Source organism: Escherichia sp. S10b, from assembly GCF_028421345.1.
In the GTDB taxonomy this organism is placed as follows: domain Bacteria; phylum Pseudomonadota; class Gammaproteobacteria; order Enterobacterales; family Enterobacteriaceae; genus ECMA0423.
Genome location: NZ_JAHZSO010000163.1, coordinates 57,806 through 77,114, shown reverse-complemented (window position 1 = coordinate 77,114; position 19,309 = coordinate 57,806). Strand labels below are relative to the sequence as shown.

The following is a 19,309-nucleotide window of genomic DNA, read 5'->3' as shown; positions in this document are numbered from 1 at the left end:
GGAATGAGATGAAACTACATTTTGAATCTGACCTTACCTATCAGCAAAACGCCATAACATCAGTTTGCGATCTGTTTGAAGGTCAGGAAAAATGGGAAAGCGAAATGACTGTGCTGGCACCAGCTCAGGGCGTTCTCTCATTTGAAGGTTCAACGGGTTCAATGCCTGTTAACCCACAAATACCCGAAGATGATGTTCTGCTAAAAAACTTAAACAATGTTCAGTTGAAAAACCAGCTTCCACCTTCACCTGTGCTCGACAGCCATGATTTTACTGTCGAGATGGAAACAGGGACAGGTAAGACGTATGTTTATCTTCGCACCATGCTTGAGTTGAATAAACGATATGGCATGAGCAAATTTATCATCGTAGTTCCTTCCGTTGCCATCAAGGAAGGCGTTTATAAAACACTACAAATTACTGAAGAGCATTTCAAAAGCCTGTATGCGGGAGTTCCATACGAATACTATCTGTATGATTCGGCAAAACCTGCGGATGTTCGAAATTTTGCAACCAGTTCTGTTATGCAGATCATGGTAATGACTGTGGGTGCGATTAACAAAAAAGATGTTAACAAGCTCTATCAGTCCAGTGAAAAAACAACTGTGGACGATCTGGATAAGCCCATTGATTTAATCCGTGCTACACGTCCAATTATTATTGTCGATGAACCGCAAAGTGTTGATGGTGGCTTAAATGGTGCAGGTAAAACCGCACTTGATGCTATGCACCCAATGTTTACCTTACGCTATTCAGCGACACATGTGCATAAACATCATATGGTGTATCGCCTCGATGCCATTGATGCTTACAATCAGAAACTGGTGAAACAAATCGAAGTTGCCGGGCTTGAAGTCCAAAATGCAAGTAATAGCCCCTATGTAAAACTGGTCAGTATTAACAATAAGAAGAATAGCATTAGCGCGACTCTTATTGTTGATATAGCCGATAAAAAAGGGGGCGTAAATCGTTCTGAAATTACCGTGCATGACGGTATGACACTTGATGACGAAACGGGGCGTGATATTTATCAGGGATACAGGATAAGTGAGATCCGCACGGGCAAAGAAGGCTATCTGACACTGGATACGCCTTCTAATACCTACTATATGAAAGAAGGTGATATCGTAGGTGATATTGACCCAATGCTTATCCAGCGGCATATGATTAGACGTACAATCCGTGAACATCTGGATAAAGAGCTTCGCCTTAATCCTCAGCAAATCAAGGTTCTTACCCTATTTTTCATTGATAAGGTTGATTTCTATCGCCAGACTAATGAAGAAGGACTGCTTGAACCGGGTGAATATGCCCGCATCTTTGAAGAAGAATATCTAAAGGCCATTAAAAGCCCCGCATATAAAACTTTGGTTCCTTCTCATCCAGAACATGCTAAAGACGTTCATGATGGTTATTTTTCCATTGATAAAAAAGGTGCATGGGCTGAAACAACCGAAAGCAATAATGCAGGCCGCGAAAATGCGGAACGCGGTTATAACCTCATCATGAAAAATAAAGAGAAGCTTTTGAGTTTCTCTAATCCGGTGAGATTTATTTTTTCACACTCTGCTTTGAAAGAAGGCTGGGATAACCCCAATGTATTCCAGATCTGTAGCCTTCGAGAGATGGGAAGTGAACGAGAACGTCGTCAAACATTAGGGCGTGGTCTTCGCCTGTGTGTTAACCAAGAGGGTGAACGTGTTCGTGATGACAGCATTAACATTCTGACTGTAATTGCCAGTGAAAATTATGAAGCCTATGCTGAACGACTACAGAGTGAAATTGAGAACGAAACAGGCATCCGTTTTGGTATCATCGAAAAAGATGCGTTTGCACATCTGATCGCCTCTGATTACCCGCAAGGTGTAGGTATCGCAGGTTCACATGAGATTTGGGCTGAACTCCAGACTGAAGGTTATCTGGAAAAGTCGGGAAAAATAACTAAAGCACTGAAAGAAGCCCTTTTCAAAAACACTTTTGCTGTTGGCGAGAAGTACGCCTTACTACAGGAACAAATTGAAACTATCCTACGTAAATCAGCAGGGCGACTCAATATAAACAATGCTGATGAGCGTAAAACAATCAAATACCGGAAAGAAGTCTTAAACAGCCCGGAATTCGAAGCGTTATGGCAGCGCATTTGTCAAAAAACGCTGTACCGTCTGGCATTTGATGAAGATGAATTGATTAAATCCTGTACGAAATCACTTTCTGAAATGCAGCCTGTAGCGAAAGCAATGGTCAGTTTCAGCAAAGCAACGATCAAACAAAGTCAATCTGGCCTTGATGTTAAAGCTCTGTCTAATGGGACAACAAGCACTGTAATTGATGTTGCAGAGCAGCCATTGCCAGATATTCTTGGTGTTCTACAGGAAAAAACCGGACTGACAAGACGCAGTTTAAGCACCATCCTGAAAGAGAGTGGAAGACTCGCTGATTTTGCTAAAAATCCACAGCAGTTTATCAGTGAAGCTATAGGCCGAATCAACTACTGCAAACGCCTGTCAATTGTTGATGGTATTAAATATTATCCACTGAAAGGCGAGGTATATGCGCAAAGCCTGTTTATGGATAAAGAACTGACGGGATATGCCCGTAATCTTTTTGAAACCTCGTCTAAGTCAGTTTACGAATACGTTCCTAAAGATTCTGAAGTCGAAGGCCGTTTCGCTCAGGAACTCGAAGAACAGGATGAAGTTAAGCTTTATGTGAAGCTTCCCGGTTGGTTTAAAATACCGACTCCACTGGGAACCTACAATCCTGACTGGGCCTTAGTTATTGAAGACAATGGTGAAGAACATATTTACTTTGTTGTAGAAACAAAAAGTAAACACATTGGCCTTGGTAATGAAGAAGATGCGAAAATTACTTGTGGTAATGCTCATTTTATCTCACTCAAAGATCAGATGAATAATCCTGCGAGATATATGCGCTCTACAAACATAAATGATGTATTAAGCAGTATATAAAATGGAAAAGGGCCGTAAGGCCCTTTCCTTAAATAAGAAACCAAAAATAATTTATCAAGCCCTTTTTGTTAGATAGACGTGAAAATTAATGTGTTGCTATTCCCACCGCTTTCACATTGTGTTGCAGTTTCTGCGACATCCAGCACACCTCCAGCAGGTTTAACATTACCGACCGTGCCTACTCCTGCCGTATAGAAATTACCTGCCGCTGCTGTAATAATTTTTGTACATTCTGCTGCAGGGACATTCTTATATGTTATGGTGAATGATGACCCTTGCGCTGCTGATGGACCTGTATTTGCTGATTCAACCACAACATTTCCTTTGAATGCATTTATTGGTGTTGAACCATTTAACATATTATCAGGAAATATTTTAGCCTGAACAGCAACAGTATTAGTTAATCCTGTAAAACTTGACGCTGATGTATAAAGCGCCTTAACACCCGCTTGGATTGTTGCTATGTTATTACTTTCAGCCTGTGCACGTTGAGAAGCTTGTACTTTTGGATAAACGATAAAAGCAGCTACTACTAATGCTGCGATGATCCCAAGAACAAGTAATAGTTCTAAAAGTGAGAAACCTTTTTTATTTTTTATGTTTTTAATTAATACTGTCTTTTTCATTTCCTTTATATCTCCATAATTGATCAAAATGATATAAAAGAAATAATAAATATAGAAATAAATGCAACAACAAAAAGAATATTATATACAAAGCAGCCGACAAGCGGATTACTTAACAGAAAATAAAAAGACCGTGTTCACTTACGGTCTTTTTATCGGGAGTATACCCCCATGACTTTATTAAATACCACCACAGCTTACAAGATTTGAATATGGAGTTATTCATCTGTGATGATAAAAATAAAATACAATTAATATAAAATAATGTCAAATTTAATTCAATGAAAGTTGAATACATATAACATTTTATATTTATACAATGACTTCTATATTCCATTAAGTTTTTCGGCCTTTCATACTAGCCAGAAATAACATTCCGCTTCTTTTAAATCTTTCTTTATCATCTGGATGTAGGTGAGGTATCTCTAGTAGCATACCTAAAACAAGATCCTTATCCACCGTAAAAATATCACAATCAAGAACCTTGGCAACTTCCGCACCTAAAATTATTTTCTGGCGTGTTTCTATCTGTTTAGACTCTTTCTTAGACTTATGTTGTAAACGATTTAAACGCATCTGAGCAGATGCTAATTGCTGTTCCAGTGTCTTTTTGATTCGTGGTTTCTTTCTGGTTTGTTCTTTATCTGAAATATCACTCATTTTCTATCCTCCTATAGTTCCATGATACATATATATTTCTTATATATATGTTAGTCAATGAGGATATTTAAAAATGATTTTATTAACCTTTTTTGTAAGATGGGAACTTTTCTTTTAAGATATTAAAACGGTTAATAATATTTTCATGTTCTACTGAAAAATAATCTATGCTCCTTTTCAGAAGATCATTGGCAACATCAACGACAAATTGGCTTCCTTCACTATGATTATAGACAGTAAATACATCAGCTATCCAATGATAGCAGCAAAGCGTCAACAAAATACAATAGTCTTGATATTCTTTAATTCCTGATAAAAAAGTATATCCGTTATAATCTACTTGCCTTGTTCTTCTATAATATTGTCTAAGCGTGGGTTTCATTATTATTAAATTGTTTTTAACTATATCATAGTGAATGTCATCCTGAACGTAGTCGTTTTTAAGAAAGAAGTTATTGCTATGAACATATAAAGCATAGGCAATCGTTTCAGTAGAGATTCCATATTTCTCGCATAGAGCCGTTGAGACAACAGGATTGTTTTCTATATGTCTTATAAACTCACTTTCTTTCAATTTTTTTGTTTTAGTTTTAGTTTTATTCATATATTTCTCACTATTATTATATCCGATTAACGACGGAAGGTTTCTGGTCTTTTCCACTCAAACACTACTGCATGACGTTCTTTGTCTCTTTCTTTTTTGATCTGACAAGATATACGATTGTTGAGGATCTTTTTTCGAGCGATTTTTAAAACTTCTTTCATTTCACATTTTACAAGCTTTCTACCTTTAATTTTCATTTCTTCATATATGGCATTATTGATAAAATCTCTTTCGTTAGCTGATAGTATCTTTAATCTTCCTTGCTCATCCGCATTATTTGATATGGTATTAATTGTTTCATCTTCTTTTTTTTCCATATCAACTTTACTCTTCTTTTGTTTTTTTGATTTTTGCTCTTTTCTAATCGAGCGGACTTGATCACGAGCAATAAATTTGACAGTCTGTTTTTCTTTTTTATTTAGTGCTTTACCTTTTAACTTAGCGGCTTCTTCCAGAAAATCATCTATTATCTTTTTTTCATTCTCAGTAAGATTTTGTATCCATCCCATTCTTAATTTTTTTGTTTTACTTTCCATATCATTACCTTTTTATTTATATTTCTTAATTAATACAATTAAAAACCAAAATACTCAAATTAATCCATGCACTATATTTAGTTTATGAACCTACGTACTTTCCATTAGTTACTTAATGAAACATCACCTACCTACTGATTTTTTAAATTATTTTTTTGTACTAGTAGTACTAGAATTTTATTAGATTAGGTTCTGGGTTTTAGGTAGCGACTTTCAGTCGTAGTAGTTTTCCGTCAGGAAAACTTAGTTTTTCTGCAAGCTTCACCCCCCTAACCCCCCGTAAAAAATACTATTGTAATATTTTTTTTAGGTTCGCAGGTTGGCGATTCTCACCGTAGCTATTGAGTTCCAGCACGTTTCCATTACTGGGACACCCCATCGGACTCCTACGGATACATCATGATCATTTAAAGCATTTTCTCGTTTTACTAAAGAAAATTATACTACCGCTTTATAGATTTTAGATGAACGCTTCAAGTTGGTGGCTACCGACTTCCCCCCGTTTATATGCCACCTACAATAACCTAAGAACAAAACAGTTTTTAACACATGATGTCCAAAGATTCTTAGACCTGATACAGCAGGTTTTAACGTTATTGCTTTCGAGAACTAAAATGTTTTTGGAAATGGTATTTGAAAAGCTTGTAAAAAGTTGAGATTTAGATTTGACAAATATGAAAAGATTATTTAATACTTTATTATATTTGTAATCACGTTATTCCTCTAACTGATTACAAGGCTTCAAAAGTCGGCAAAACTTTTTTAGTCCTTAAAAAGTCAACTTTGAAAGTTGGCTTTTTTTGTATCTTTATTTTATTTACAACACAATATTTTGCTTGTCAAATAAAACAACCTAACTTTATTAAAAAATAAAAAAGACCAGATAAACATTTAGTCTTTTTCTCTCTGTTATATTTCACTATACTACTTTAAAACGTTCTGTATGCGATTTTAAGACGCTGTTTTAAGAGCTTTAGTATTTACGTTGATTTTAAGATATGACCGTAAACTGTGCATGTATAAGCCTACAATCGATGTTTACAGCCTGTGTTTCACGAAGATGAACTAAAACACCAATAACAGAATGAAGAAGCCATAATGCCCTACTTTTCCATACTTGATTACTGCTACTTCACTGTTCTATGTGTCATGAACTCATTATACCTCTTCCAGCAACATGACATCTTTCGTCTAGTGGAAAACATGAACTTTGATATCAACCTCACCTTATAATATAAGATGAAATATTTATGTGATATGTTGTATTGACAGTAAGAACATACACCTTTCTTTTTGTTATCCCCTCTCCATGAAAACAAAGTTAAATCAGATTAAATGCTTACCGCCATAGCTCTAAACAACTTATTAAGGGCGTTATCTTTAATCTCTGATACTATGCTGTTGAAGTTTTGTATCTCAAGATCGATATAATCATAAAAGATAAAATGTGTTCCATCAGGAGCAGCACCATCTCTGGTATTCACAGCACAATGTTTATTTAGAAACCAGTCAATAAAAAGATAAACATCATTATCAACAAATCCAATTTTACAGATAGAGTCATTCAGTTCTGTTTTCGTCTTATCTAATAAAGTTAAATAAGCGTCTTTAACACATTTACCTGACTCTTCTTTTAGAGTTAAAGAGAAAGACTGTTCTTTTAGTTTGTTAATCTCCCACTTTAACTTTCTGGTTATAGAATGAAGTTTATCGTATACCGCCTCCGCTTGTTTTAAGTTTTCTTTGTTATACATGGTTATTGTTCTCATAATCCTCTCCTTTTTAATACAAATAATATAATACAGAATTTACTCGCTATGTCTTTGCTTTTGATGATTATATATTTGATATAGTTTGACTTAATTCTGATTTTTTAATGTTCTTATATGTTTCAATGGCATCTGCCAATGTTTTTATTTCACGCATACGAAATACAACAGATAAAAATCAATAGCAGCACTTAGTGATTGCCGCAAGCAATCACATTGCTGAAACAGGGCAAGGCCCTGTTAATGATAGTCAGTTTCAAATTTTGTTTTTTATCAGTTTGGAATAAAGCATGGTCAGACCAGTTTAAAAATCAAAAATAGGATAATGAAAAATTGAATAATCGTACACTTGTGCGCTAGCGCACACTAACATTTTAAGCGATTCTCTCCACGTTACTTAATTTTTCTCGTTAGAGTTTTTCTTTTTATTTGTTATATTTTTATTATAATTTTCATGCCTAACCTGTGAATTGTGCAACACGGAAAAACATCTGTTATTTTCACTGTTTTATCTAAATTTCACTTTCCCGCCTACGGCGGGAGACTAATTTAACTACTTTTGCCCTTACGGGCGCTCTCTAAAACCACAATCATTAAGGTTCGTGTAATACCTCAGCCGTTCATCCGATTCTAGCCCTGTAAATTTCACAGCCCGTAAAACTAGAGTTATTATTTAACTATAGAAAAACTTTTTTACATTGTCGTTATTTTTAGCTCCGTTAGGAGATATAAAAATAAAGCAATGCCCACCTATACACTGCTACGCAGTGTGTGGGGTCTACCGACGGTTGCCTGCCGCAGGCTAACACCGTTTCCTTCGGAAACAAGGTCAACGTCAACACCAGAGTTTTTCTTACGAAAAACTAAAACCAGCATAGTCGCATTTGAGATTTATATTTTGGTTTGATATTTAAATTTATATTGAGGTTGTTTTTATTGTATGGCTATTTTTCATCTTGATTTTAAAATTGTGAAACGTTCAGAAGGCAGGTCTTCCGTTGCGAAGGCTGCCTATCATGCTCGTACACGCATAACAGATGAAAGAACAGGTGATACGTATGATTACAGTCGCCGTACTGATTTATATGGGCACTTCATATTAGCTCCAGCTAACGCACCAGAACACATCGTAAAAGATTCTACAGCATTGTGGAATGAAGTGGAAAAAGTTGAGCGCCAGAACAATGGTCAAACATCCCGTTATTTCGATGTTGCTATTCCTGCCGAGTTAAACAATGACGACAAGAAAAGACTTGTCCTTGAGTATTGTCAGAAAAATTTCGTTGATAAAGGCATGATTGCTGACATCGCTTTTCATGATCTCGATAGTGATAATCCTCATGCTCACGTTATGTTGACCTTAAAAACAATAGGCCCGGAAGGTTTTGGCAAAAAGGAAAGAAGCTGGAACGACAGAAAAATGTCTATTTTTTGGCGTGAATCATGGGCATCTATGGCTAACAGCTTCCTCGCTGCTGCTGGTTCATCAGAACGTATCGATCATCGTTCTCTTCAGGCCCAGCATGAAGAGGCATTAGAAAAAGCGGCGGTAGCTTTAGATAATGAAGAAAAAGCGCTATGGCTTGCTAAAGCCGCTGAAACAAACCGTCCTGCAATGAAACGTATCCATAGTGCCAAATGGCGTAGTAAGGCTGCTCAGGAACAAAGAGCCGCAGAACAGACAGTTCGTGATGTAGCGAAGCAGGAAGCAGTTGAAGTCTACAAAACATTCAGCGAACTTGATCTTGAAATCGTCGTTGATGTCAGAAGCTTTACGATTACACATCTTGCTGAACCAGAAGAAATTGTTTTACCTGAAACGCGATCCAGCTCTTCTACAAATGACGAACAAAGACCTTTACTGGTAGCACCAGCTCCTCATACTCGTATGCGTGGCGTTAAATCCTATCGTGATAAATCCAAAGTCAGCAAGGTTGTTGCTTGTATTCCGCCATCAATCAGTATTTCTGATTCTGGTACAAATACTATTCTGAAAACATCCACCTCTCAAAACCCAAACAGGGCATCCAGAAGCGCCCCTGAACGTGTTAAGAGGAAACAGACTACTCCACGTCAGGATAATATTTTTAAACGCTTCACAACTCTTGTCATAGATTTTTTCAAGCAGAAGTTTGTATGGGCTAAAGCAAACAAATCCCAAAATGATCTTATCAGTGAAGAACATGATAAACGTATTGCTGAAAACTATGTCTTTGATGAGGTATTAGGCCGTCATATCTCTCGCACTGAATATGAGAAAAAATCCAAGTTTAACCAAGATGATTATAAACCAACACCGGATGAGATCAACCGTTTCCCAAGTCGTCAGAATAGCGAGCACAACAATGCCAATAGGGACATAGTTCTCAATCCGTCGATACATGAAAACAAAAAAAACAATTCACCACAACTGAGACCATCCAGTTATCGTGTTAATAAATAATTTTATTACACATTAATCGTAATCCGTAATAAATCGATGACAATCCAGTATGATTTACCCGTAACTTCTCAATCAGTTAGTTATTAATTTTACATTTACATGTTTTATATTCAACATCCAAAATAGCAGAAACACTTTTAGATGTATACCCTAATGGTTTTAACTTTGAATATAACGATCTTAATTTCCTGATATCTTTAACCTTTCTCATTTTCCTGATTGATTTTATTGCCTCCTTTTTATCAACACCAGCTACTAACTGATTAGCTTGTTTTATATACTCTGCATGATTCTTATCACCTTGCTGCTTTAATGTATTTATTAATCCTCTAATTTTAAAATACAACGTAAGGACATCCATAACACTTTCTTTTTCAATCACTTTTTTCTTCAAATTAAAAAGACACACCCTTATATTATCTTTTCTTTTTTGTGTTGGTCTAAGCTCTTTGATTACTTTTACACCATGTACAATTTTAGACTGACCATTCCTCAAAACCCTTGATTTCTTCCTATTTAATCTAACCCCACTTTTGAGCGCCATTGACAATATCATTAATTTTATTTTTGAAATATCATCATTATTAACTTCAGATTCGAAACTAATAGTTATGTCATCGACATATCTCGTGTAAATTCCACCTAATTTTCTAACTTCCTCACTGAGGAGAGCCTCTTCTTCTAAAAATATTAAGTTGGCAATGTCAGTACTTAACTTAGTCCCTTGAACAAGTGAGCCTTCAAGTGTTGACAGATTCGCTATTAATAACGAAACTTCAGGAGAGAAGTTCATGTAATATTGAAAAGCTTTAGCTATCAGATCTTCTTTTATAGAAGGAAAGAAATCCTTCATATCTTCTTGAATGATAATTGACTTATTAAGATGGGATTTACAATCATCAATATAGCTGACTCCTTTCCTACCTCCAGTAATATACTCTGGGAGTGATATCTTAGAAAAAATACGCTGTTTAATAAGCTCATGTACCTTTAATAATTCACCAACCACTTTATACGTCGTTCTTTTTTTACCTTTTCTTATTACAGGCACCGTTTTGAAATATTTTCTTTTGTTTTTTAAAAGATAAGTGAGCCTCTCTTCATTCGTTTCCAGCATTTTGAATAGAGACTCTAAATTAGCAAGTGGTTTATTTGAATAATTCCAATTTTTATGCATTAACTAATGTATCCATTATAGTTTTTTTGAGCATATTATTGATGTCAGAAAACTCATCATTTGTCTCTTCACTTTCAGAAAGAAGGATGATTATATTTAGAGGGATATGTAGCGCTAATGATATTCTTTCTAACGCTGTAATAGTAGGATCTCTTTGATTGTTCTCTATACGAGATAGATAAGATTTCGTTAAATCCGTTCTATCTGAAAGTTCTTGTAAGGTGAGCTTACGTGCTTCACGGCATAGTTTAATGGTTGAACCAATATCTAACATAGTGCACCTCAGATAATGGGATTGACATGGCTGGCTGCTCGTTCAAAAAATGAAGATGGATACATAACAAATCCCCTTAGTAGGTAGATATCAATGAAAATCAGAATCACCGCTCAGAAGTTTAATTAAAGCAAAGATCTTCGCGATATAAGAAAGATAATCTAAGGCTGTGTGGCCTTTAGAATTCTCCTCGATTCTCTTTTCAAGGGTCAGAATCGCATCATCCAGTTTTTTCAAAGAGCTATTGTCTACAGTGTGTTTGCTCTTTTCACGCACTTGGCGCAAAGTGTCTAAAACATCTTTCATAAAAACCTCTCATTTTAACAACACGATGCAACTTGCATCCCCGCCAAAATGTCTTGTGGATCGTGTTGCACACCGTAGACAAAGCCAGCCAACACCCATCCAACACAACTGATTGGATACCCCGCCATTTCAGCATTAAACAATGCCGTATCGTAGATAGACGATTGCAATATACATTTCGCATTAAGTTACGATCACAATGAAGAGGGACATGGGCCACGTCTCGTATTGGAGAAATGGTTGACTGAAAGTTTCACTCAGTCCTTTACCGATCCTAGAGGTTTTTAAAGAGCAAAGACAAACGAGTTCGTTCGTCCATGATTTGATAATAGATAGTTGTTGCCTGACAGGCAACATGTTTTATATGTTTTTTTGGAATATAAAATACTTTGTTATGCAAAAAAACCACACTTAGTTCAACAGATATGGTTTCTTTGCATTTACGGTAAGGGTTTTACATCTTTCGCCTAAACACAACATTATCAGAGAAAATTGCCTTACCTGCGACAAACCCAACAGCCGCAATTATCGGTAGGCTGATAGTAGCTCCCGCCATACCTGTAGACATTCCGATCAGAATAGACAGGCCGAAGGTCAATACTATAACAATGAAAGCATACCAGCCGGGGAAGGTTCCATACAGAACCGTCGCCATGCAGCCGGTGCAGACATGGACACCCCTTTGGCTTTCTTTCAGGCAAAATGGACACTTGATGGTATTGTTTTCCATGATAGCCCCTTAGATCGCTTTCCAGCCATTGCTGGTTTTAACAAGATTAATCATGCCGTCTTCAGGTTCATTCATACCCTTGACGCTGGAGAACGCTTTTTTGTCCACCCATGAAGGAACATCCGCCAACTTCCATGTATATGACACGCGTACAACTTTCTGATTACCGTTTCCCGGTTCGGTCCATTCCTTTATCTCAGTAACTTCCCGATGACCGACGCAGGCACCATTCTCACGGTTCCAAAACTCAACCTCTTGGCCCTTGTCAGTTACTTCCAGAACATCAACACTGCTAAACCCATTTGCCTGTTGTGAAACAGTGAGCAGCCCTTGTTCAACAAGTCCTTTAAGGATTTCATCACTGGCACTGTATCCGGCAGAACGGTAGCCACGGTTAACCTTAATTGGAAAACCTTTATTGAATACAATATCGTTGTCCTGCAAGGAGTAGCACAGCTTTGATTGTGATATTTTTGCGTTGATCGCTTTTTCAAAATCGCCTTTTTCACCGCATCCCGATACAAGAGCAGCAAGACCCGCCACGAGTAAAAATTTACGCATAGTGTTATCCCAGAGTTAATGGTTGATTGTGCCGTTTCTCAGAACAACAAGACGAACTGGCATATCGGCGTTGTTGACGGTAGCGAACCCACGGACTTCGAAATTGTTTATCGTTCCGGTAACGCTGACTTTCTGGCCTTTCTTGTAAGTAAGAACGGCATCATCAATACCAGAGTAGTAATCCAGCCAGACCATCGCGCCGCAGTAGCTGGTATCAGAGGTTTTAAATAAAAGGTAATAGTTAGGGGCTGACTTAGGCATTCCCGTCATCATATCGCTGGCACTTCTGCCCTTCGTAACCTCGAGAACAGTGGCATTGGTGATAGAGATCCTTTTGCCAGTCCATTTCTTTTCTGCTGCCATTGCATTTTCTTCATAGTCTTTGCAAACAGCACCAAGACCAGAAACAGATGATACCGGGCCAATGCTTTGAGGTGTGGCAGTTCCCCCCAGTGCTTTGTTTACTGATGACAACGAAGAATTGATTGCTCCATTAACTGTATTCACGCCATCATTGAGCTGTTGGCATCCTGTTAAGGCCATTGCAGCCACAAGTAAGATTCTCTTCATTTCATTTCCCATAGGTCAATACATAACAAAATGGCTTGAACTGGTATGGGTCGTGTGAACTTCTCTATCTATCACTTTTGATAGCATTGAGGTCACCTGTATCGGCAAACCAGTACATCATCCCAAACAGATACTACGTTAAACGTAGTATTCAAGACAAGGTAAAACTACGATTCTCGTAGCTCTTGATGATGAGGGCTTTTATGAACCAGCGAGAATCCCATAGAGAAATCTTTTGTAAGCGTTTGAAAGAAGCGCGTACGGCTGCTGGTTTGTCTCAAAAGAAGCTGGGCATTGCTGCCGGGATCGACGAATTTGTAGCAAGCACTCGTATCAACCGATACGAAAAAGGAGTTCATGAAGCGGATATTCATACTGCACAAAAATTAGCAGAAACGTTAAATGTGCCTTTAGCATATTTCTACGTGGAAGATGATGAACTTGCTACTATCGTGATGAATTATGAAAATTTATCTGAAGACAATAAAAAAACAATAATAAAAATTATTGATAAAAATAATATTACGAAGTAAACATATGTGGTTTTCATTAGCATCTACTAGTTAGTAAATTTTAACTATACCAATTTACTTCCAGTTTTTTTGTTAAAGCAATCAAATTATTTTATATTCTTCCAATAATATAACAATGTGTTTTTAAAATCTTTTTTGAGGATTTTTATCTCGGTGCTTACGCACGGCTACGCCCTAACACTGAACCAATCATCAAGTTTTTATGTATAATTTAAATCGTAAATTTAAAGTATTCATGAACGTTAGATCCTTTTTTCTTATAATAATTAATAACGATCGTGTTTTGAAAGTTAGCATGTTATTTTCAACCTATAGCATTTGCTCTTAAACATATAGGGAAACTATATTCATAGAAGCAGCACTTCGTGATTGTTTCGAAACAATCACATTGCTGGACAGTGCTTTGCACTGTTAATGATGGATTTATCCATGAAGAATTGCGGCGATAGCCGCTATGAGGTAAATGGGAAAAAATTTCAACTTTAATAAGATATCAGCAGCGCTTAGTGATTGTTTGAAACAATCACTTCGCTGAGATATAAATTGAAGAGAGAAAACCAATGCAATAAAAAGTAAAACTATACCCCTAAAATGCCTCTGCATAGTTGTTCTCAGCTTCACTAATTGAATAATGAAGAAGGAAAATGCTCTCAGGCCAGTTATAGCTTAAAACCAAGTACCGACATCCGGGAGTTAAAGTCCCGAATCCCGGTACTTAAGTTGATAACTATTCTCAAATAAAAATGATAAAGTATTATTTATATATATGCTGTCGCACTACAAGTTTCATAAGTAAAAACATTAAGTGTTATTTATTTTAAAAAATATAAACCTTAAGTGTTGACTTACACGCAAAATATAGTATTAACTTAAATGTATAACTAAAAAAATAAAGGAGTAAATACCATGATAGAAAATAAGATACAAACTGAAGTAAAGAAATCACGAAGAGGTCTCCCACGTCATACTAAAAACCCATTTCTTAATGATACAAATCTACATACAAAAACTGGTATTAGACGTATTACAACAGGAAAAGACCGCTTAGCATTAGTGAATGAAAATACGGGAGAGCACGTTGGCAATGGTGGCTTCTTTCAGGCTATGGAAGTAGATAAGACACAGTTTGTTAAACTTTATGTTGATGGCGTATCGGCTATTGAAGGATTGTCTTCATCTGGTAAGAAAGTCTTCAAGATTCTTTATCTTGCTATCAGAGATAATAAGGATACTGATACTATTTTAATGTCATATGATATTGTAGATCAAGATATCGTGAAGATATCGAGAACGACCTATTTCAAGGGCATGAAAGAACTTGCTGATAAGAAATTTATCGCAGAGACTATGGTACAGAACTATTACTTTATTAATCCAGACTATATGTTTAATGGTGATCGCTTGACGTTTATGAAAACATATTATCTTTCCAGCAGTAACTCTAATAAACCCAGTAACAATAAGGTGAAAAAATGAAAAAACTACCCGGTTCACTTGAAATAAAACTTCATGAAAGACTCTCAAAAAATGATATTCTCAATGTACTAGCAGAACAAATGACGATGCTTGAAGAAACATTTGGAGTTGAAGAATTTAAACTCTACTCATTTCTTGAATGTTATATCGATTCGAAAAAACAAGCTCTCTACGACCATGTAGGAAACGGAATTGTATCTTCATTGAATTTAGATAGCCAAGATAATATTGAAAACACATCAAAATTGGTAAGAAAAGAAAATGACAGAAGGATTGTTTCATTTGATAAAAAATTACATATAGAAAAAATAGAAAAAACGGTAAAAAATCTACAAGCTAATAATAAATATTCCCATTGTGCTTTAACGACATCTGTTGTTCCTGCTTCAAGTATAAATGCTATTATTCACAGCGAAAATATTAAACTGCAAGAAGAAAAACATAAATCCTATTTGATTAAAAAACAAAGAGAGAGAGAAGAGGAAGAACGTAGAGCTAAAGAAAAAGAACTTTATGAACGACCACTGAAAGAATTTATCAATAAAAAGATAAGAGAAAGTGGATTATCCGAAATGGATTTTAAAAGAACAATAAGTTCAAGTTGTGATTATCTGTTTAGTGTTTCCACCAAAGCTAAATACTTCGCTGAGAAACCTGAACTTTTTGAAAAGTATCGTGATGAGAGATTAATCCGCTTTTCAATTAAAAGACCAGATGGAAAAGTTGGTAAAGTTGAAATCTATACTGAAAACGGTGAACTTATATTTGAACAATATAAAACCCTTAAACTAGTTTAAAATTGGAGATTGTTATGCAATGTGCTTGTGGTGGCGAAACAAAAGATAGTATGTCAATAAGTAAATTACATGACCTCAGATGGGAATTTGTGATCTGTAAATCATGTGGGAGAATAGATATGGATATATTATTTGATTATTCCAGAACAAAGATAATACTTAAAGGTTATCAGGCAAGGTTGTTTTATAGAGAGCAGACAATAAATAGTAAAAATTCAAATGAGGATGAAGAATGAATGATACTGTTATTAAGATACCTTGGGCTAAATCTGTTGATGAAAAACTCATTCATATTCACGATGCAGTTAAAGGCCAAAAATATTATTGTCCGTGTTGCAATGAGCAATTAACGTTTAAGGAAGGGAAAATCAAAAAAAGACACTTTTCACACAGAAGTGACACACAATGTGATCCTGAGTCTGTATATCACAAACTAGCAAAAATACTCATCTGTTATGCTGTATATGAAAATGCTAGAGGAAATAGAAAAATCACACTAATCAGTAAATGTTTTGGTTGTCATGGTGAAAATATTAAAACTATCCCACCACATTTCTTTTCTTCCTCACACGAAGAAGTCTCTATAGATAACTATCGCTGTGATGTTGTCGCTGACACTCAAAACAGTAGAAAAATTGCAATTGAAATTTATCATACCCATGAGACTGATGAAAATAAAAAAGAAAAACTGTCTATTCCTTGGATTGAGCTAAAATCAGAAACAGTCATTGAAAACCCATTTTTGTGGCGATGCCATGATTTCCGGTTTCGCTTAGGTTTTTGTAAGGATTGTATAAATCATTTTATGGATGTTATCAGATTATGCGATAAACATAAAATAGATAGAAACCTCTATACTCCATTAAACATACCGAATGACAAAAAGCACAATTATATTGCTGATATAATTACTTGCTACCGTTGTAAAAAAAACACACCTGTATTCATCCATAACAATGGTCCTACTGATAAAGCTCCTCATACAATTTGTTTTGTCAGAACACCTAAAGTAAAGAAGGGTTATCTTTCCAATACCTGTGTCCATTGTGAAGCAATCATAGGGATACGATATATTAATTGGGAAACAACACATATTAAATACCTTAATGATTTTGAATACACCCTAGAATATAAATGGTTTGGTTCCAAATTAAGTAAGCAAAAAGAGCTTGATATATTAAGAGGAAAATTAATGAATATAAGCCATAAATAAAATTGATTATTCTCAAGAAGATGAGTTTGATGAAGTAGAAAACATATAAAACTTTTGCCTATATATTAGGTCATTTGACACTTACACCATATCTCGTAATATAAATATATACATTATTTTATTAACGAGGTTTTATATGAGAAAAGTAAAAACAGACAACAGTGATTTAATCCAATATTTAGATACAGTAAAAGAACTAAAAAATTATATTCCGATAGAAGAATACCGAAATGAATATCGTAAACTATGCTCTGATAATATTCCGTGGATTAAGATTAAAAAATTTAAGTCTGCCCATACCGAACTTCGCAGACTGGATAAAAAGAGAGAATCTCTTATTGAATTGTTTATTGATGAACTTAACCCGATAAGCAGTTCAACAGCACGAACAGCAGCAAAATCATCAGGTAATTTTGATGTACTGCATGAGAGAATGCTTTATTCCAAAACACTTTCAGAAAAAAGTGATGAAGAAATTGTTGCCTTGGTCGTAAAACAGCGTAAAGAAGCCGCTCTGGAGTTTCAGCGTTCTATTGAACAGAGCCTTGAACAACTCTCCCGCATTTCGTCAGAGTTCAAACCATCAAGTCAGATACGCAGGAAAATGCCTCTGTAAAACTTATCCTGTGCTATTCAGTGTAAAATGGAATTTATTAGATTGATTAACCGATAGTATTTACTATATTATTTATCGGTTAGTATATTTTTGGCTGTTCAATCGCATCCTATACATTAACTGTATAAATCCCCATTTTAAACACAGGAAGGCATCGTATGAGTGAAACTCTCAAGGCACTGAATAATATTCGTACACTTCGCGCACAGGCTCGTGAAACTGATCTGGAAACGCTGGAAGAGATGCTGGAAAAACTCTCTGTTATCGTTGATGAGCGCCGTGAGGAAGAACAGGCAATACTCAAGGAACAAGAACAACGTCAGGCTAAGCTTGAAGCCTTCCGCCAGAAACTGTTAGAAGATGGTATCGATCCTGCTGAACTACTTTTAGCGGTTGGTTCATCTCAGCCTAAAGCAAAATCCCCCCGTGCTCCACGCCCGGCTAAATACAAATATACAGATGAAAACGGTAATGAACAGACTTGGACGGGTCAGGGCCGTACTCCTAAAGTGATCGCTGCTGCTATTGAAGCAGGTAAAACACTGGAAGACTTCGCAATCTGATCATTCTAAGGCCGTCAATTTATTTTGACGGTTTTAAAAATCAGGCTATATGTAATACTGGAATCCATTCCGTCATTACACTATTGATATACTCATACATTCCTCTAAATAACATTTTCCTGATGTTATCTATTTATGTCCAGATCCCAGTCGAGCACTCCATTATCAACTAAGGATTGTCCTTTTTCCAGATTTCTTATCAACATATCCCTGATATAAAGGTCATAATAAAATGTTACTCTCTCCAATAGCTCTGCCATATCTATATGCTCCTTTTTTTCTTTACCCGAACCATAAAGACCTTTGTAATAATCGAAACCATTAATGATTTCTAACATTTGAGTACGTAACAGTGAATCAACAGCATCCTCTTCTTTTACAAAAGTCATAACATCTTCATCATTTACACTTGCCATCCCGTAAATCCTGTTTACGTATAACATTAATGTCACTGATATAGCAAATATCATCGTTTTATCTTTTTTGCTCATCTTAACTTTTTCCATAAAAATCCTCTCTTATTAATATTAAGACTTAAATAAAAATACACATGAGTTTTAGCAAAACACCCAAGCATTACGCACAAGCCGTTCTGCAACCTCTTCAAAGTTGACCTCTGTAAGGTGTCCTTGATTTCCTTCTTGTGTAGTAAACTTCTCAAAGTTATGACAAATATGATTAATAGTGAGCCGTATAAATGCGCTCATAAAATCAGCATCATCGACAAGATGCGAAATGCTATCACTACACATATCCTGCATTGTTTTCCAGCTCGCTTCAAAAGAACGCTTTGCAAGATCATAGAACAACTCAGTAGATGTATTTTTACTTTCAATATTTTTAGTCATGATTACTCCTCATTTTTACATGATATATTTTAACTTAC

21 protein-coding genes are annotated in these 19,309 nt (G+C 35.8%); 8 read left to right on the top strand and 13 right to left on the bottom strand.

Features of this window, described 5'->3' with window-relative positions; translation table 11 throughout:
- Positions 1 to 8: 8 nt before the first annotated feature.
- Positions 9 to 2,969, top strand: a complete 2,961-nt coding sequence (locus FTE26_RS12935) for a type III restriction-modification system endonuclease (RefSeq protein WP_000766119.1) — start codon at positions 9 to 11, stop codon at positions 2,967 to 2,969.
- Between the two features lie 68 nt (positions 2,970 to 3,037).
- Here FTE26_RS12935 and FTE26_RS12930 read toward each other — a convergent pair whose 3' ends face one another.
- The 5 genes from FTE26_RS12930 to FTE26_RS12910 all read right to left on the bottom strand — a co-directional run bounded on the left by FTE26_RS12930 (position 3,038) and on the right by FTE26_RS12910 (position 7,164).
- Positions 3,038 to 3,595: a type 4 pilus major pilin gene (locus FTE26_RS12930; protein ID WP_187803040.1), complete on the bottom strand. Its 558-nt coding sequence runs from the start codon at positions 3,593 to 3,595 to the stop codon at positions 3,038 to 3,040.
- A gap of 336 nt (positions 3,596 to 3,931) precedes the next feature.
- On the bottom strand, positions 3,932 to 4,255 hold the full coding sequence (locus FTE26_RS12925; protein ID WP_001280265.1) for a conjugal transfer protein TraD: 324 nt from the start codon (positions 4,253 to 4,255) through the stop codon (positions 3,932 to 3,934).
- Positions 4,256 to 4,337: 82 nt separating this feature from the next.
- Positions 4,338 to 4,859 carry a hypothetical protein gene (locus FTE26_RS12920; protein ID WP_001044251.1) on the bottom strand — a complete coding sequence of 174 codons (522 nt, stop codon included), beginning with the start codon at positions 4,857 to 4,859 and terminating at the stop codon, positions 4,338 to 4,340.
- Positions 4,860 to 4,885: 26 nt separating this feature from the next.
- Positions 4,886 to 5,395: a hypothetical protein gene (locus tag FTE26_RS12915; protein WP_001400543.1), complete on the bottom strand. Its 510-nt coding sequence runs from the start codon at positions 5,393 to 5,395 to the stop codon at positions 4,886 to 4,888.
- Positions 5,396 to 6,726: 1,331 nt separating this feature from the next.
- Positions 6,727 to 7,164: a hypothetical protein gene (locus FTE26_RS12910; protein ID WP_001259259.1), complete on the bottom strand. Its 438-nt coding sequence runs from the start codon at positions 7,162 to 7,164 to the stop codon at positions 6,727 to 6,729.
- Between the two features lie 940 nt (positions 7,165 to 8,104).
- Here FTE26_RS12910 and mobQ point away from each other — a divergent pair.
- Complete coding sequence (gene mobQ, locus FTE26_RS12905) at positions 8,105 to 9,607, top strand: MobQ family relaxase (protein WP_000964108.1); 1,503 nt, start codon at positions 8,105 to 8,107, stop codon at positions 9,605 to 9,607.
- Positions 9,608 to 9,683: 76 nt separating this feature from the next.
- On the opposite strand, the gene FTE26_RS12900 is transcribed toward mobQ, so the two are convergent.
- The 6 genes from FTE26_RS12900 to FTE26_RS12875 all read right to left on the bottom strand — a co-directional run bounded on the left by FTE26_RS12900 (position 9,684) and on the right by FTE26_RS12875 (position 13,225).
- The gene (locus FTE26_RS12900) at positions 9,684 to 10,784 is read right to left on the bottom strand and encodes a reverse transcriptase family protein (RefSeq protein ID WP_000549476.1); all 1,101 of its coding nucleotides are present in this window, start codon (positions 10,782 to 10,784) and stop codon (positions 9,684 to 9,686) included.
- A complete protein-coding gene (locus tag FTE26_RS12895) occupies positions 10,777 to 11,058 on the bottom strand; it encodes a helix-turn-helix domain-containing protein (protein WP_000884144.1) in 282 nt (93 codons plus the stop codon). Before FTE26_RS12895 ends, FTE26_RS12900 begins: the two co-directional genes overlap by 8 nt.
- Before the next feature lie 90 nt (positions 11,059 to 11,148).
- Positions 11,149 to 11,364, bottom strand: coding sequence for a hypothetical protein (locus FTE26_RS12890; protein ID WP_000655891.1), 216 nt, complete (start codon positions 11,362 to 11,364; stop codon positions 11,149 to 11,151).
- 454 nt (positions 11,365 to 11,818) lie between these two features.
- Complete coding sequence (locus FTE26_RS12885) at positions 11,819 to 12,094, bottom strand: membrane protein (RefSeq protein WP_000430098.1); 276 nt, start codon at positions 12,092 to 12,094, stop codon at positions 11,819 to 11,821.
- 9 nt (positions 12,095 to 12,103) lie between these two features.
- Positions 12,104 to 12,655: a lipoprotein gene (locus FTE26_RS12880; RefSeq protein WP_001224786.1), complete on the bottom strand. Its 552-nt coding sequence runs from the start codon at positions 12,653 to 12,655 to the stop codon at positions 12,104 to 12,106.
- A gap of 15 nt (positions 12,656 to 12,670) precedes the next feature.
- Positions 12,671 to 13,225: a hypothetical protein gene (locus FTE26_RS12875; protein ID WP_000821759.1), complete on the bottom strand. Its 555-nt coding sequence runs from the start codon at positions 13,223 to 13,225 to the stop codon at positions 12,671 to 12,673.
- Between the two features lie 203 nt (positions 13,226 to 13,428).
- Between FTE26_RS12875 and FTE26_RS12870 the strand changes: the two genes are divergently transcribed.
- From FTE26_RS12870 to FTE26_RS12845, 6 genes are all read left to right on the top strand, one after another.
- Positions 13,429 to 13,758 (top strand): helix-turn-helix domain-containing protein, encoded by a 330-nt coding sequence (locus FTE26_RS12870; RefSeq protein WP_001076107.1) that lies wholly within the window; start codon positions 13,429 to 13,431, stop codon positions 13,756 to 13,758.
- 906 nt (positions 13,759 to 14,664) lie between these two features.
- Positions 14,665 to 15,234 carry a replication/maintenance protein RepL gene (locus FTE26_RS12865; protein ID WP_000572028.1) on the top strand — a complete coding sequence of 190 codons (570 nt, stop codon included), beginning with the start codon at positions 14,665 to 14,667 and terminating at the stop codon, positions 15,232 to 15,234.
- The gene (locus FTE26_RS12860; protein ID WP_000735922.1) at positions 15,231 to 16,031 is read left to right on the top strand and encodes a hypothetical protein; all 801 of its coding nucleotides are present in this window, start codon (positions 15,231 to 15,233) and stop codon (positions 16,029 to 16,031) included. Before FTE26_RS12865 ends, FTE26_RS12860 begins: the two co-directional genes overlap by 4 nt.
- Before the next feature lie 232 nt (positions 16,032 to 16,263).
- Positions 16,264 to 17,244 carry a competence protein CoiA family protein gene (locus FTE26_RS12855; RefSeq protein WP_001000495.1) on the top strand — a complete coding sequence of 327 codons (981 nt, stop codon included), beginning with the start codon at positions 16,264 to 16,266 and terminating at the stop codon, positions 17,242 to 17,244.
- Between the two features lie 136 nt (positions 17,245 to 17,380).
- Positions 17,381 to 17,860 carry a DUF4756 family protein gene (locus tag FTE26_RS12850; RefSeq protein ID WP_001233377.1) on the top strand — a complete coding sequence of 160 codons (480 nt, stop codon included), beginning with the start codon at positions 17,381 to 17,383 and terminating at the stop codon, positions 17,858 to 17,860.
- Positions 17,861 to 18,018: 158 nt separating this feature from the next.
- Positions 18,019 to 18,423, top strand: a complete 405-nt coding sequence (locus tag FTE26_RS12845) for an H-NS family histone-like protein (protein WP_000005143.1) — start codon at positions 18,019 to 18,021, stop codon at positions 18,421 to 18,423.
- Positions 18,424 to 18,548: 125 nt separating this feature from the next.
- Here the strand turns inward: FTE26_RS12845 and FTE26_RS12840 are convergent, their stop codons facing one another.
- Both FTE26_RS12840 and FTE26_RS12835 read right to left on the bottom strand, forming a co-directional pair.
- Positions 18,549 to 18,929, bottom strand: a complete 381-nt coding sequence (locus FTE26_RS12840; RefSeq protein WP_000416697.1) for a hypothetical protein — start codon at positions 18,927 to 18,929, stop codon at positions 18,549 to 18,551.
- A gap of 51 nt (positions 18,930 to 18,980) precedes the next feature.
- Positions 18,981 to 19,271, bottom strand: a complete 291-nt coding sequence (locus tag FTE26_RS12835) for a hypothetical protein (protein ID WP_000164588.1) — start codon at positions 19,269 to 19,271, stop codon at positions 18,981 to 18,983.
- Between the last annotated feature and the right edge of the window lie 38 nt (positions 19,272 to 19,309).

Bases quoted from the DNA above. Each gene is read 5' to 3' on its own strand.
- FTE26_RS12880 (WP_001224786.1), bottom strand. From the start codon at position 12,655: ATGCGTAAATTTTTACTCGTGGCGGGTCTTGCTGCTCTTGTATCGGGA.
- FTE26_RS12835 (WP_000164588.1), bottom strand. From the start codon at position 19,271: ATGACTAAAAATATTGAAAGTAAAAATACATCTACTGAGTTGTTCTAT.
- FTE26_RS12910 (WP_001259259.1), bottom strand. From the start codon at position 7,164: ATGAGAACAATAACCATGTATAACAAAGAAAACTTAAAACAAGCGGAG.
- FTE26_RS12915 (WP_001400543.1), bottom strand. From the start codon at position 5,395: ATGGAAAGTAAAACAAAAAAATTAAGAATGGGATGGATACAAAATCTT.
- FTE26_RS12890 (WP_000655891.1), bottom strand. From the start codon at position 11,364: ATGAAAGATGTTTTAGACACTTTGCGCCAAGTGCGTGAAAAGAGCAAA.
- FTE26_RS12935 (WP_000766119.1), top strand. From the start codon at position 9: ATGAAACTACATTTTGAATCTGACCTTACCTATCAGCAAAACGCCATA.
- FTE26_RS12900 (WP_000549476.1), bottom strand. From the start codon at position 10,784: ATGCATAAAAATTGGAATTATTCAAATAAACCACTTGCTAATTTAGAG.
- FTE26_RS12885 (WP_000430098.1), bottom strand. From the start codon at position 12,094: ATGGAAAACAATACCATCAAGTGTCCATTTTGCCTGAAAGAAAGCCAA.
- FTE26_RS12875 (WP_000821759.1), bottom strand. From the start codon at position 13,225: ATGAAGAGAATCTTACTTGTGGCTGCAATGGCCTTAACAGGATGCCAA.
- FTE26_RS12895 (WP_000884144.1), bottom strand. From the start codon at position 11,058: ATGTTAGATATTGGTTCAACCATTAAACTATGCCGTGAAGCACGTAAG.
- FTE26_RS12920 (WP_001044251.1), bottom strand. From the start codon at position 4,859: ATGAATAAAACTAAAACTAAAACAAAAAAATTGAAAGAAAGTGAGTTT.
- FTE26_RS12870 (WP_001076107.1), top strand. From the start codon at position 13,429: ATGAACCAGCGAGAATCCCATAGAGAAATCTTTTGTAAGCGTTTGAAA.
- FTE26_RS12840 (WP_000416697.1), bottom strand. From the start codon at position 18,929: ATGGAAAAAGTTAAGATGAGCAAAAAAGATAAAACGATGATATTTGCT.
- FTE26_RS12850 (WP_001233377.1), top strand. From the start codon at position 17,381: ATGAGAAAAGTAAAAACAGACAACAGTGATTTAATCCAATATTTAGAT.
- FTE26_RS12930 (WP_187803040.1), bottom strand. From the start codon at position 3,595: ATGAAAAAGACAGTATTAATTAAAAACATAAAAAATAAAAAAGGTTTC.
- FTE26_RS12855 (WP_001000495.1), top strand. From the start codon at position 16,264: ATGAATGATACTGTTATTAAGATACCTTGGGCTAAATCTGTTGATGAA.
- FTE26_RS12845 (WP_000005143.1), top strand. From the start codon at position 18,019: ATGAGTGAAACTCTCAAGGCACTGAATAATATTCGTACACTTCGCGCA.
- mobQ (WP_000964108.1), top strand. From the start codon at position 8,105: ATGGCTATTTTTCATCTTGATTTTAAAATTGTGAAACGTTCAGAAGGC.
- FTE26_RS12860 (WP_000735922.1), top strand. From the start codon at position 15,231: ATGAAAAAACTACCCGGTTCACTTGAAATAAAACTTCATGAAAGACTC.
- FTE26_RS12925 (WP_001280265.1), bottom strand. From the start codon at position 4,255: ATGAGTGATATTTCAGATAAAGAACAAACCAGAAAGAAACCACGAATC.
- FTE26_RS12865 (WP_000572028.1), top strand. From the start codon at position 14,665: ATGATAGAAAATAAGATACAAACTGAAGTAAAGAAATCACGAAGAGGT.